At 59.5% G+C, this 12,317-nt stretch carries 11 protein-coding genes; 5 read left to right on the top strand and 6 right to left on the bottom strand.

Translation table 11 applies throughout. The features are described from left to right. Positions 1 to 75: 75 nt before the first annotated feature. Entirely contained in the window at positions 76 to 1,908 is a 1,833-nt protein-coding gene (gene mutL, locus JJQ51_RS06025; RefSeq protein ID WP_113390230.1) for a DNA mismatch repair endonuclease MutL, read from the bottom strand. 344 nt (positions 1,909 to 2,252) lie between these two features. Here mutL and JJQ51_RS06020 point away from each other — a divergent pair, with 344 nt between their 5' ends. Further along, a complete protein-coding gene (locus JJQ51_RS06020) occupies positions 2,253 to 3,986 on the top strand; it encodes a response regulator (protein WP_269244419.1) in 1,734 nt (577 codons plus the stop codon). 127 nt (positions 3,987 to 4,113) lie between these two features. After that, complete coding sequence (locus tag JJQ51_RS06015) at positions 4,114 to 5,469, top strand: putative bifunctional diguanylate cyclase/phosphodiesterase (RefSeq protein WP_113420902.1); 1,356 nt, start codon at positions 4,114 to 4,116, stop codon at positions 5,467 to 5,469. Between the two features lie 87 nt (positions 5,470 to 5,556). Here JJQ51_RS06015 and JJQ51_RS06010 read toward each other — a convergent pair whose 3' ends face one another. Beyond that, a complete protein-coding gene (locus tag JJQ51_RS06010; RefSeq protein ID WP_152093649.1) occupies positions 5,557 to 6,192 on the bottom strand; it encodes a PRC-barrel domain-containing protein in 636 nt (211 codons plus the stop codon). A 185-nt stretch (positions 6,193 to 6,377) separates the two neighbouring features. Between JJQ51_RS06010 and JJQ51_RS06005 the strand changes: the two genes are divergently transcribed. Further along, entirely contained in the window at positions 6,378 to 6,530 is a 153-nt protein-coding gene (locus JJQ51_RS06005; protein WP_269244418.1) for a hypothetical protein, read from the top strand. A gap of 13 nt (positions 6,531 to 6,543) precedes the next feature. Here the strand turns inward: JJQ51_RS06005 and JJQ51_RS06000 are convergent, their stop codons facing one another. From JJQ51_RS06000 to JJQ51_RS05985, 4 genes are read right to left on the bottom strand one after another with little or no spacing between them, the layout of a single operon-like run. After that, complete coding sequence (locus tag JJQ51_RS06000) at positions 6,544 to 7,431, bottom strand: SMP-30/gluconolactonase/LRE family protein (protein WP_113353851.1); 888 nt, start codon at positions 7,429 to 7,431, stop codon at positions 6,544 to 6,546. Positions 7,432 to 7,434: 3 nt separating this feature from the next. Next, positions 7,435 to 8,070 carry a 2-dehydro-3-deoxy-6-phosphogalactonate aldolase gene (locus tag JJQ51_RS05995; protein WP_113353852.1) on the bottom strand — a complete coding sequence of 212 codons (636 nt, stop codon included), beginning with the start codon at positions 8,068 to 8,070 and terminating at the stop codon, positions 7,435 to 7,437. Continuing rightward, the gene (locus JJQ51_RS05990) at positions 8,070 to 9,002 is read right to left on the bottom strand and encodes a 2-dehydro-3-deoxygalactonokinase (protein ID WP_113353853.1); all 933 of its coding nucleotides are present in this window, start codon (positions 9,000 to 9,002) and stop codon (positions 8,070 to 8,072) included. Before JJQ51_RS05990 ends, JJQ51_RS05995 begins: the two co-directional genes overlap by 1 nt. 37 nt (positions 9,003 to 9,039) lie before the next feature. Continuing rightward, positions 9,040 to 9,810 carry an SDR family NAD(P)-dependent oxidoreductase gene (locus tag JJQ51_RS05985; RefSeq protein ID WP_152095507.1) on the bottom strand — a complete coding sequence of 257 codons (771 nt, stop codon included), beginning with the start codon at positions 9,808 to 9,810 and terminating at the stop codon, positions 9,040 to 9,042. 118 nt (positions 9,811 to 9,928) lie between these two features. Here JJQ51_RS05985 and JJQ51_RS05980 point away from each other — a divergent pair, with 118 nt between their 5' ends. Together JJQ51_RS05980 and JJQ51_RS05975 are read left to right on the top strand one after the other, a co-directional pair. Continuing rightward, the gene (locus JJQ51_RS05980; RefSeq protein ID WP_152095506.1) at positions 9,929 to 10,744 is read left to right on the top strand and encodes an IclR family transcriptional regulator; all 816 of its coding nucleotides are present in this window, start codon (positions 9,929 to 9,931) and stop codon (positions 10,742 to 10,744) included. 321 nt (positions 10,745 to 11,065) lie between these two features. Further along, positions 11,066 to 11,806: a helix-turn-helix transcriptional regulator gene (locus tag JJQ51_RS05975; protein ID WP_371864862.1), complete on the top strand. Its 741-nt coding sequence runs from the start codon at positions 11,066 to 11,068 to the stop codon at positions 11,804 to 11,806. Positions 11,807 to 12,317 lie beyond the last annotated feature (511 nt).

Below are 12,317 nucleotides of genomic sequence, written 5' to 3'. Positions count from 1 at the left end.
CACTTTAAAATTACGCAGCAGACGCGACTTTTCCAGACTATTTCCCGGAAAAGTTCCTTTTGGAAATGGCTGAGGTTAGCTGCGCCCGAACAGTCGTTCGATGTCTGTAAGCTTCAACTCTATATAGGTCGGCCTGCCGTGATTGCACTGCCCGGAGCCTGGCGTTGCCTCCATCTGGCGCAAAAGCGCATTCATCTCTTCCGGGCGCAGGCGCCGGCCGGATCGCACCGAACCGTGGCAGGCCATGGTCGCGGCCACGTATTCCAGCTTGGCGGCAAGGCCAGAGGCTGTATCCCATTCGGCGATCTCGTCGGCCAGCTGTCGGATCAGGCCCTGCGCATCGACTTCGCCGAGCATCGCCGGCGTCTCCCGTACGGCGACTGCGCCGGGGCCGAAGCGTTCGATCGCGAGCCCGAGTTCGCCGAGTTCTTCAGCAAATACCATCAACCGGTCGCAATCTTCTTCGGGCAGGTCGACGATTTCCGGAATCAGCAGTACCTGCGAGGACAGCCGCTTCGAATGCAGCGCCTTACGCATGGCCTCGAACACCAGCCGCTCATGCGCCGCATGCTGATCGACTATGACAAGGCCGTTTTCCGTCTGGGCGACGATATAATTTTCATGCAGCTGAGCCCGGGCAGCACCCAGCGGAAAGCGAGCGGGTTCCTCGGCACGTGCTGATTGCAGCGGCGGGGCGACTTCGGCACGTGCGGTCGGCATGGCAAGGCCGTCGAAGGCAGCCTGCGGTCTTTCGGCAAATCCGTAGCCTGCCGCTGCCGCCGCTCTTTCGTAGGGACGGGATGGCGACGTTTCGGCCGTCCAAGGGGTCGGCGCTGGCGAGGGTCGCCAACCCTGCTGAAAGGCGGATCGTCCGGCGGTGAAGGCGCGCAACATGCCGTCTGCGCCGGTGGTAGCCGCGCGGTCGCCCTCGCGCGCCAGCGCTTCGCGCACGGCGCCGACGATCAGGCCGCGCACCAGCCCTGGATCGCGGAAGCGCACGTCGGATTTCGCCGGATGTACGTTGACGTCGACCAGCGCCGGATCGAGCCGCAGGGAAAGGACCGCGACAGGATAACGTCCGGCGGGGATGGTTTCGGCATAGGCGCCGCGGATCGCCGAGAGGATCAGCTTGTCCTGCACCGGCCGGCCATTGACGAAAGCATATTGATGCGCGGAGTTGCCGCGGTTGAAGGTCGGCACGCCGGCAAAACCGGTAAGGCTCACATCCTCACGCACGGCATCGAGCGCGATAGCATTGTCCTTGAAATCGGCACCCAGTATCTGTGCCATGCGGGCGAGATGATCATCGCCCGTCGCGGGAAATTCCAGCGTCGAGCGGTCGGTGCCCGACAGAACGAAGCGCACGCGCGGAAAGGCAATTGCCATGCGCTTGACGACTTCGGTGATCGCGGCCGCCTCCGCCTTTTCGGTCTTCAGGAATTTCAGGCGCGCCGGCGTCGCAAAAAACAGGTCGCGTACCTCGACGATCGTGCCCGGATTGGCGGCCACCGGGCGCAGATGCAGAACCTTGCCGCCTGCAACCGCGATCTCGGCGCCGCCGGCCGCACCCACTCTGCGGCTTGCGATCGAAAGCTTCGCCACCGAGCCGATGGAGGGCAAGGCCTCGCCGCGAAAACCGAGGGTGCGAATGTCTTCCAGCGTATCGGAAATCTTCGAGGTGCAGTGGCGCCGTACCGCGAGTTCGAGGTCGGTTTCCTCCATGCCCGAGCCGTTATCGGTCACCCTTAGCAGAGCCTTGCCGCCGCCAGCGGTCGCGATCTCGATGCGGGTTGCACCGGCATCGAGCGCGTTTTCGATCAGTTCCTTGGCGGCGCTCGCCGGGCGTTCGATGACTTCGCCGGCGGCGATCTGATTGATCAGGGTCTCGGAAAGTTGCTTGATGGCCATGGCTGCATTCTCGTGGATTCGCGGCGGCGAGGGAAGAGGAAAGGCGATTTTACGGCCTTGATCCACCCGTTTACATGGGGACTTTGTTAAGAAATTTAATCAATGTTTAAGGGAATGATGACAGGTTGCGGAGACAGAACTTGAAATGACCGCAGGTGGCGCGTTTCGTGCATGCTGACGGCTCTCGATGGCAGGTTGGTGGCCATCAGTCAAAATGGAGCCAGGTGCCATCTGCTTCAAGTGCCAAGGCCAGCATGCAACTCCCATGAACTTGCCTTGCAGAGCGAATGCCGCCCTGTCGATTTGCCGTGTTGTGAAACTGGTTGAGCGTAGGAATCCGACGAATGACTGCCGAGACTGAAAAGGCAGCTTTGGCAATGATGACGGCTGATGCCCCTTTCGGCGGCAGTCTGCAGACGATGTTCTTCGATGCCTTTTGCGATGGTCTTTCCAGCGCCTTTTTCGCCTACGACAAGAACGACCTCTTGCTGTTTGCCAGCCGTCAGGTTCTGAACTTCTTCCCAATCACGCCTGATTTCCTGCAACCTTCCACGCGGCTGCGCGATTTTCTAGGCGCCGTCTTCGATACTGGAGTAGCCTATCAGCGGCATCAGACCAAAACAGCTGCGAGCCGCGACGATTGGATATCGCAGCGCATAGCCACCCATTGGCGTGAACGCTACGAGACCACCGAGCATTTTGCCGACGACCGCTGGGTGCGCATCCTCAACCGACGACTATCCTCGGGCATCGGCTTCTGCATTATTTCCGATGTTTCCGAAGCCAGGAAACGCGAAGAGCAATGGCGCGTCGACATGGAGCGCGTGCAGCTGACCGAGGATATTCTCGACAATCTGCCCTTTCCGGTTTTCGTCAAGGACCAGAACCTCGTCTACGTCGCAGTCAACCGGGCGTTCTGCGACAAGTACCAGACGGCGGCTGACGAAGTGCGCGGTCGCAAGAGCATCGATATATTTTCCACCGACCTTGCCAATCGCTTCTATGAGAGCGATCGGCATGTGATCGAGACCGGTGAAATGTCGATCTCGCGGCAGCGCCAGATCGCCCGCGACGGTGTCGAGCGCGACATCGTCACCCGCAAGCAGCGCATCGGCAAGCCGGGCCGCTATTTCCTGGTCTGCACCATGCAGGACCTGCCCAAGGATGGCGGCGACTTCGACGAGTTCGCGCTCGCGTCGAGCATTCGGGAAAACGGCGATCGCTCCTATCGCCGCGCCTATGTTCCGATGGTCGCGCTGCAGACCATTTCGCGCCGTCCGGCGGCGATGGAGACCTTCGTTCCGGAGAATTTCAGCGGCCGCAAGGTGCTCGTCGTCACGCCGGATTTCGCTGCCGAAACGGCGGCTCTGAAGACGCTCGAGAAATACGGCTTCGAAGCCTGCGTCGTACACAACGAGAACGAAGAGGCGGCATTTCTGGACGTGGCAAGCGCGCATGGCGTCAAGATCGATCTGGTCATCGTCGACAACCAGCTCGGCAAGCGCGGAATTGAGCTGGCCGAGCGGCAGAACCTAGCCGCGTTGTCGCTGAACGGATCGCAGCTGGCAACCGAGCTTGCCTTCCTGATCGCGCGCCATTTCAATCGCAACATCCGTGGCGAGCCTGGCGAGAGCATAGAGCCGGGGCTCGCGCCCGAATGGCGGCGTGCGACCGGAGAGGAGCGCCGGGCGCAGATTCTGGTCGCTGAGGACAATGATATCAACCAGATCGTCTTCTCGCAGATCCTCGAGGGTTTGGGATACAGCTATGTGATCGCCGCAAGTGGTGACGAGGCGGTGCGCCTGTGGCAGGAGCATCGTCCGGAACTGATCCTGATGGACATTTCGCTGCCGGGACTGAACGGCTTTGAATCCACCCGGCTGATCCGCGGCGCGGAAAAGGGTACCGGCTCCCATACGCCGATCATCGGTGTTCTGACGCAGGCTTTCGAGCGCGACCGCAAGGAGTGCGCCGATGTCGGCATGGACGACGTCATCCTGAAACCGGTTAGTCCCGATATCATCGAAACGGTATTTCAGAAGCATATGCGCGGTGCCCTGAAGGCGCAAAATAGATAAATGTTACAATGATATCACCCCCGACGGCAACTTATCGCCGACGCCGAATGACTGTCGTCTTGGCATCCTTTGTTAAGACTTCCTCGGCATGCTCTTCACCCGGGTGGAGAAAAGGCCGGAACCAAATATGAAATCGACTGAGATGCTGCCGGGGCCAGTCAATCAGCAGCCGCAGGCAACCGCTTATACCGATCCGCTCACCGGGTTGGGCAATCGCCATCGCATGCGCGAGCGTGCGCGCGCGCTTTCGCTTGAGCGTGCCGGCGATCCCGCACCCTTTACGATCGGCATCGTCAATCTCGATGCCTTCAAGCCGATCAATGACCTGTTCGGCGTCGACGCGGGCGATGAGATCCTCTGCCAGGTTGCTCATCGTCTGAAGGCCTGCATACCCGACGGCGCACTGGTGACGCGTCACGACGGCGATGAATTCGCCTTTGTACTGCCGCTTGTCTTCGAACGCGTCGGCGCCGAGAAATTCGGGCAGATGATCCGCGAAGTGCTGTCGGCGCCCTATGATCTCGGCGATCGCAATGTCCGCCTTTCCGCATCCTTCGGCTTTGCCATTCATCCTTTCGCCGGAGAAGAATTCGACGATCTCCTGAAAAATGCGGATACGGCGCTCTATCGCTCCAAGCGTCGCGGCCGCGGCCAGATCACCGTCTATTCCAGAGAGATTGCGCAGGAGATGAAGCGTGCGACGCAGCTGGAGCAGGCGCTGCGCAACGCCATCATTTCCGACTCCATCGATGTGCATTTCCAGCCGATCGTCTCGCTTGCCAACAACATGGTTCTCGGTTTCGAGGCCCTGGCGCGTTGGAACGATCCGGATCTCGGCTTTGTCTCACCGGCTGTCTTCGTGCCGCTTGCCGAGGAACGAGGCTTTATCGATGCGCTATCCGAGACGCTGCTGCGAAAAGCGGCGGAGGCGGCGCTCTCGTGGCCGCGCGAACTGTTTCTGTCCTTCAATCTCTCCTCGGCGCAGCTGATGGATCCCGGCACCAGCAGCAGCATTCTCGCCATCCTGACACGCGCCGGTCTGGACCCGCACCGCCTCGAACTTGAAATCACGGAAACGGCGGTCATGAGCTCGGCCGATACCGCCCATCGCATCATCGCCGATCTTCGAGCGGTCGGCGTGCGCATCTCTCTCGATGATTTCGGCACCGGTCAGTCCAGCCTTGGACGCTTGCGCGAATTCATTTTCGACAAGGTCAAGATCGATCGGGCCTTCGTCTCGCGCATGAATTCGGACAGGGCCTCCGAGCACATTATCAAGGCTGTTCTTGCCATGTGCGAAGGGCTTGACCTGCGTGTGGTCGCGGAAGGTATCGAGGACCATGCTGAAGCGGCGAAGCTGAAGGCACTGGGCTGCGCCATGGGGCAGGGCTACTATTTTGGAAAGCCGGTCGATAGCGCTGCGACGCTTCGCTACCTGCAGACCCATTATTTCGATCTCAGCCACGAACGCGAAATTGCCTAATCCCAAAAAGTAGGGTGAAAGATGGTCAAAGAAAGCGGCGGCCCATAAGGCCGCCGCTTCCGTATTTCGTCCAACCTTTGTCGATAGTTACTTGTTGGTGGTCGACGAAGTCGTGGTGTTGTCGGTGGCCGGCATTGTCGACGTACCGGACGATTGTGCCGCCTTTTCGGAAGCCTGCATCGACAGGGTCTTGAATTCTGGGGCAGCCTTCAGCGAGTCGGCCGTTTCGGTCGTCGTGAGCTTGACGGTGCCGTCCTGCGGATTCTGCGTGGCGTTGATCTTGTCGAACGGTACGGCGACGTTTTTCTGGCCGAGGCCAAGGAAACCGCCGACGCCGACGACCGCGGCGATAACACCGCCCTGCTTCTGCAGGATCAGGTCGTTGATGCTGCCGATGCTTTCATTCTGGCCGTTATAGACAGACTGGCCCATATAGGTCCTGGCACTGATCTGATCGGCCGACTGCGTGGTCATGTAGCCGCCGGCCTGTTCGGCGCCTGGCGACGGTGCGGGTGCCTGAGCCTTGGTTTGCGGCGTCGGGTTATTCGGCTTTGTGGCATCCGGTGTCGCCGGGGCGGATTGCGTCATTGGCGCATTGTTGCCGGTATTGCCGGCTCCCCCGTTCGACGGTTGTTGCGCTTGAGCGAACGCCATCGGCGAAAGTACCGAGGCCGTGGCGAAGATTGCGCCTGCAGCGACAGAAGTGAAGAGTTTCCCAGTCATCGTGAACCTACCTTTCATTCCGATGGGCATGCTTTATCGGGCGCGCATGCTGACCAGCGCGGTGAAACCTCCGTTTGCCGGCCTTCATCGTACCGGTCATAAGGGCAAATGGATTAGTGAGGTTTTGGTTCCGTCAAAAGTTGCAGAAGCCAACAGGCGGAAGTTGAAAACAGACGGAATATAGCATGAAAACAGCGGGTCGACGTTTTGAAAAACAACTTGGGGATTGGCCGAATTGGAAAATGGATCGATGCGGATCGCGGTTTTTTCGCAAGCCGGAAAAGCTGGATATCGCATCGATCATAGAAGTAATGTCCTCTTCCGCATCGAACGGCTGAGGAGGGATTTCAATCAAAGCTTGTATGGAGGGTCGAAAACGCCCTTCACCGTCAGGCCGAGTTCCAGAAGAGCACCCGCCTGCGGCTGCATGGAGCGCGCTTCCTCATCCAAGCCTTCCCAGGCGGTCGTCACGGCCAGCCGGTCCGCATTCTTGCCGATGAAGGCGGGGCAGGAGGGCTGCATGGCGGGCACGCGATAGCGCTCGATGCGCAGGCCGTCCGGGCTGTATTTGTCGACGAAGCCGGAACCCCAGCGCGCATTCCAGATATAGCCGTCCGCGTCGCAGACTGAACCGTCAAGGCCGCCAGGATCTTCCATGCTGTCGACCATGACGATCGGCTCGCCGGTCGGGAGGCCCGTCTCGGGGTCGACGAGCACGCGCATCAGCTGGCTGACGCGGGTATCGGTGAAATAGCCGATCGTGCCATCAGGAGAAAAGCAGATGGAATTCGGAATGCTGATCTGGTCGAAGATCTTCGTAACCTTGCCGCCGGCGACATGATAGATCGCGCCTGCCTGCATCTCGGCGCGCTTGCCCATGGTGCCGATCCAGAGCGATCCGGAAACATGCGTACGCCCGTCATTGGAACGGTTTTCGGGCTTGTCTGCTTCGATGGCCGTATAGAAGCTCAATTCGCCGGTCGCGATATCGCGCAGGAACAGTCCCTGCTCGGTGGCGATCATCTGCCGCTCCGCATCGACTCGAGCCAGCACGCTTGCCATCATCGGCAGCTCGTGAACCTGTTTCTTTCCGGTCGGCAGGTGCAGTTCGTGCAGTTCCTTGCCGAGAATGTTGAACCACCAGACGGTGTCTGTATCGGGGTCGTAGGTCGGGCCTTCTCCCAGGACGGAGGACGTGTTGCAGAGAATATTGCCCTGGAAATCATGAATATCGGTCATAGATCAGGCTCCTACGGCTGCATCATAGGCGTAAATGGTGACCTTGGCGCGTTCGGCAACCTCTGCAGCCGTCATTCCCGGCTTGTAAAGACTGGTGCCGAGGCCGAAGGCGAGCACGCCGGCCTTGGTGTAATCGGCGAAATTCTTGTCCGAAACGCCGCCGACCGCCGCAATGACGAGCTCGGGCGGCAAGACGGCGCGAATGGCTGTGATACCGGAGGCGCCGAGCACGCCGGCGGGGAAGAATTTGAGACCGGTGGCACCGGCGCGGGCGGCCGAAAGCGCTTCCGTGGCGGTGAAGACGCCGGGCATCGTCACCATGCCCTTGTCGCGGGCGCGGCTGATGACCGTGGGCTCGACATTCGGTGTCACCAAGAGCTTGCCGCCGGCGCCATCCAGCCGGTCGACGTCTTCCACCGTCAGCACCGTGCCTGCGCCGATCAGGCAATCCGCAGGCGCCATCTTGGCGGCGATCTCGATAGAGCGGAACGGTTCCGGCGAATTCAGCGGAATTTCGATTGCCGTGAAACCTGTCTCGATCAGCGTGCCGACGATATCGGCCGTCTCCTCCGGCTTGATGCCGCGAAGAATGGCAATGAGCGGGCGCTTCATGGGCGGGAAGGGAATGCGGGTCGTCATCAGCTTTTGCTTTCTTTCTTGAACCAGATCGCTTCGGCCGCAGCGGACAGTCCGCGACGGACGGCGGCATCGGCATCGATGGTCTTGTAATTGAGGGAAAGGGTGCGGAAGGCGTCTTCATAGAGAGCCTGGAGGCGGCCGGAAGCGACCAGCGTGATGGCCGCATTCTGCCCCGCCGAATCGAGCGCGCCGGCGATTTCCGCACCGATCAGGGTGCTCGAGATCAGTGCCTGGGCGCCGGCGGCCGTAAGCCCGTTCAGGAGCTGGCCGGAGCGGGCCGTGAACAGCAGGTTGGTGACGAGGGCCGGCTTGTCGAGGGCCGTCTTGAGGGCAGCCTCGAACGCCTTCGTGTCGGGCGGCATGTCCGCAGCGCCGGCAACGGCATGCGACAGGATGCTGTGCTTGGTAATGACGTCGAAAAGCTCGCCCGTCATGAAGGTGGAAAAACCTGTCACCTGGCCATCCAGCACGCGCACCCATTTCGAATGCGTTCCCGGCATGCACACGAGCTGTTCGCCCTTCGCATCGGCGGCAATCGCGCCGAGCAGCTGCGTTTCCTCGCCGCGCATGACATCGGGCATCTGCTGGCTGCGCTGTGCGAGACCCGGCAGGATGCGCACGTCGCGGGATTGTCCGGGCACGGAAACGGCGCCTGTCAGGATGGCGGCAAGTGAGGTCGGCGTGTCGATATATCCGGCTTCCACCCAGCCCTGGCGCGCTCCGGCCATGCCGCAGACGATGACGGGAAGGGCGTCCGGTGCGGATATGGCGTCGAGATGCGATTGCAGGACCTTGGCAAAGCCGATCTGGGCCGCCGTGGTCATGCCTTCGCCGCTGCGGCGCTCTGCCAGTATGCTGCCGTCTTCGCCGATCAACCACAGCCGGAAACTGCTGGTGCCCCAGTCCACCGCGACATATGCGGGTTTCGTCATGAGAAATGCTCCAAGTCTTACGTCAGAACTCTTGAGATTAGAAAATACCGCCGTCGACGGTGATAGCTTGTCCGGTCATGGCGCCGGAGCAGTCCGAAGCCAGGAAGAGCACCGGCCCGACCAGATCGTCGGCGCTCAGCACGCGCTTCAGGCATTGCCGGTCTATCGTCTTCGCCATGCCCTCTTCGGTCAGCCAGAGGTCGAGCTGTCGCTTGGTGACGATCATTCCCGGCAGGACGGCATTGACGCGGATGTTCTCGGGACCGAAGCGCCCGGCAAAGCTCTTGGTCAACCCGATGATACCGGACTTCGCGGTCGCGTAGGAGGACAGCAGCGGCGGGTTCATCTTGAAGACGATCGAGGAGAAATTGATGATGGCCCCGCCGCCGGCGGCGCGCATGCCGGGTGCAGCCGCCTGCGAGACGAAGAAGACCTGCTTCAGGTTGATTGCCTGATTGTTGTCCCAGTATTCTTCGGTCGTGGTGTCGATATCGTGCCGGTCGTCCCAGGCTGCATTGTTGACGAGGACACGGATCGCCCCGAGATCGGACTCAACCGCAGCAACCGCGCTTTTGATCGCGCCGATATCACGCAGGTCAGCGTGATAGAAGGAAACAGGATGGGCGGATTGCGTCGAAAGCTTGGCCGCCAGTGCCTTGCTCGCTTCTTCGATGATATCGATGAAGGCAACCTTTGCGCCCTGATTGGCAAAGGCCTCCACAAGGCTTGCGCCGATGCCGGAGCCGCCGCCGGTGATGAGGACGGTGCGATCTTTCAGATCGGGAAATTGCGCCTGAGTATCCACCAAATGTCTCCTCCCGATCAATCGAAAGTTCCATTATTCGGAACATAATTTGACTATATGGAATTATCGATCTACCCTTGCGCGGTGTCAAGGATAGTGCGGCTCTGCCAGAGATAAATGAATGAACGTGGATCTGGGTTCAGAGGGTGGAAAAAATAAAGGGCATCGCGACCGGGAAACCGGAACGCTGGGAAAGCTCGTCTCCCTGCTCGATCTTGTCGCGCTCGCCGATGGCCCGATGCGCTTTACCGACATCCTTTCGCTCTCCGATCAGCCGCGCGGCACATTGCATCGCCAATTGTCGCACCTTGTCGAGGAAGGGCTGCTGGAGGTCGACCGCGATGGTCGTTATCTGATTGGATTGCGGCTCTTGACGCTTGCCTCGCGCAGCTGGGCGCGCAACGAGTTTCGCGCGGTTGCTGAGCCACATCTGCACCGCCTGCAGGAGGTGACCGGCGAAACCGTCCATCTTGGCGTCCTGCGTGGCACGGAGGTCATCTATCTCGACAAGGTCGAGGGTCGCCAATCCGTACGCATGTATTCGCAGGTCGGCAATGCATCTCCGGCCTATTGTACCGGTGTCGGCAAGGCGGCGCTTTCCGCGCTCGACGATGCCGAGCTGGATGCGAGAATCTCATGCCTCGAATATCGCCCTTATACCGAGCATACGCTTCGCAATGTCTCGGAGCTGCTTGTCGATGTTTCGGAAATCAGGAAGCGAGGCTATGCCTTCGATCTCGAGGAGCATGAAAGCGGCATTTGCTGCGTTGCCGCCCCGATCCGTTCCGACGATGGGCATATGCTGGCCGGCGTCTCGGTGACCGGCCCAGCCTATCGCGTCACACTGGAAAAGTTGCAGGCATGGGCGCCTTTGGTGGTTGCTGCTGCTGATTCGATCATGACGGACATGCGCAACCGCATGGGGCCTAAGCGCTGACTCCATAAATTTCGCGCAACGGCTGTCGGAAACTCGCGGATTTAATGCTGTCGGTGCCTGATCTTAGCGAAATTGCTCGTTTATCTTGAATTTTACTGTTGAGATATGCGGAAGAACTGCCATTATCCGCAAGTGATTATTGGAACCATACAGGATTTGGCGAGGTGTTGGGCGAACATAATAGTAACGGGCGTTGATGCAGTCGTGATTTTGGAAAACTTATATTTTGCCGAGCGGCTGAGACCGGCTGCCGTACGATAATCGTGAGGGACAAGAGACGGAAGTTTCGTATTTTCTTCCTCTTTTACATAAAGAAGACTGATGATGGCGGCATTGATACAGGCGGGCATGTCCCCTCGTGGCGGGGACTTTATCGAGGAAATCAGCAGGCTTAAGACGCAGTTCGATGTGTTCCGTTTCATGAAGGGCCTGACGGAGGCCTATCGTTGCCGGGCCTTCATGGTGCTCAATCTGCCGCCTATTACGTCCTCGGACCTGCAGAGCAATTCAGTCATCAACAATTGGCCGGCAGAGCTGCTGTCGATCTACGATCAGGAAAACCTGTTGTCGACCAGCCCCCCGCTGCAGCGTCTGCGCGGCTCCACGCTGCCCTTTCTTTATGAGGTGACAACAAGCCCCAATCGCGAGGAGAGCAAGTCGCAGCTCGTGGTGGCTCTGTTCGAACGTTTCCGCATGACGCGCTTCGTCTATTTCCCGACGCACGATGCCTCCGGTCTTCGCGGCGCGGTTTGTTTGGCTGGCGATCGCGAGCTCTTTTCGATGGAGGAGGTCAAGGACCTTTTCTATATAGCAGTTCACGTCTATGACCGGCTTGCGGAAATCCGCAATCTCGATGTTCGCGTCGTCGATGCCCTGACCGACCGGGAGATCGATTGCCTGAACTGGACAGCGGCCGGAAAGACCAGCGCCGAGATCGCCGAAATCCTGTCTCTGTCCGAACATACGGTCAATCACTACCTCAACCGCGCCACCAAGAAGCTCGACACCGTCAACCGCACTCAGGCCGTCGCCAAGGCTTTGCGCGTTGGATTGATCAAATAATGACGTTGTCGTCTCGACGTGATGATCGAGATTCGAGCAGCGTGTGAATGAATTTTGTGCGCTGCGAATAAAATATGATGAACCCTATGGCGATGATCGATCATGCCGATCCAGGCGGACAGCGACTAACCAATTGAAATACCGTTATTTCCCTGGTTTTCTGAAAACTGGCACGCTTCCTGCTTATAAGAAGACAGAGGTCCAGAGGGGACTTTGATAACAGCGCCGATGAAACGTGCGCGGATCAAACGACCGTCGCCGATGCCCCGTCGCCATAGCTTCTCCCGGCGAGGGGGTCGGCGACGGTTGTTGCTTATTTAACACGCTTAGCAATTTCGGGCGCGCTTGTGGGACGATTTTCGCGCCTTTGCCCTATTCCTTTCAGACGAGTGTTCTATCTCGGCCCGCGATCATGTCTTCCCGAATTGGGAGCGCGTTGCGGCTGGTAAGGGTTCTTTATGGACCCGGCGGACCTGCCGGCCGCAACGAAGACGCATTTTATCGACGGCGT

This window comes from Rhizobium sp. AG207R (assembly GCF_027109195.1).
Taxonomy (GTDB): Bacteria; Pseudomonadota; Alphaproteobacteria; order Rhizobiales; family Rhizobiaceae; genus Rhizobium; species Rhizobium dioscoreae.
Note: the sequence above shows the minus strand (reverse complement) of the source record. Positions and strands in the feature narration are given on the sequence as shown.

Coding starts and splice junctions, on each gene's coding strand:
- mutL (WP_113390230.1), bottom strand. CDS start 1,908: ATGGCCATCAAGCAACTTTCCGAGACCCTGATCAATCAGATCGCCGCC.
- JJQ51_RS06020 (WP_269244419.1), top strand. CDS start 2,253: ATGACTGCCGAGACTGAAAAGGCAGCTTTGGCAATGATGACGGCTGAT.
- JJQ51_RS06015 (WP_113420902.1), top strand. CDS start 4,114: ATGAAATCGACTGAGATGCTGCCGGGGCCAGTCAATCAGCAGCCGCAG.
- JJQ51_RS06010 (WP_152093649.1), bottom strand. CDS start 6,192: ATGACTGGGAAACTCTTCACTTCTGTCGCTGCAGGCGCAATCTTCGCC.
- JJQ51_RS06005 (WP_269244418.1), top strand. CDS start 6,378: ATGAAAACAGCGGGTCGACGTTTTGAAAAACAACTTGGGGATTGGCCG.
- JJQ51_RS06000 (WP_113353851.1), bottom strand. CDS start 7,431: ATGACCGATATTCATGATTTCCAGGGCAATATTCTCTGCAACACGTCC.
- JJQ51_RS05995 (WP_113353852.1), bottom strand. CDS start 8,070: ATGACGACCCGCATTCCCTTCCCGCCCATGAAGCGCCCGCTCATTGCC.
- JJQ51_RS05990 (WP_113353853.1), bottom strand. CDS start 9,002: ATGACGAAACCCGCATATGTCGCGGTGGACTGGGGCACCAGCAGTTTC.
- JJQ51_RS05980 (WP_152095506.1), top strand. CDS start 9,929: ATGAACGTGGATCTGGGTTCAGAGGGTGGAAAAAATAAAGGGCATCGC.
- JJQ51_RS05975 (WP_371864862.1), top strand. CDS start 11,066: ATGATGGCGGCATTGATACAGGCGGGCATGTCCCCTCGTGGCGGGGAC.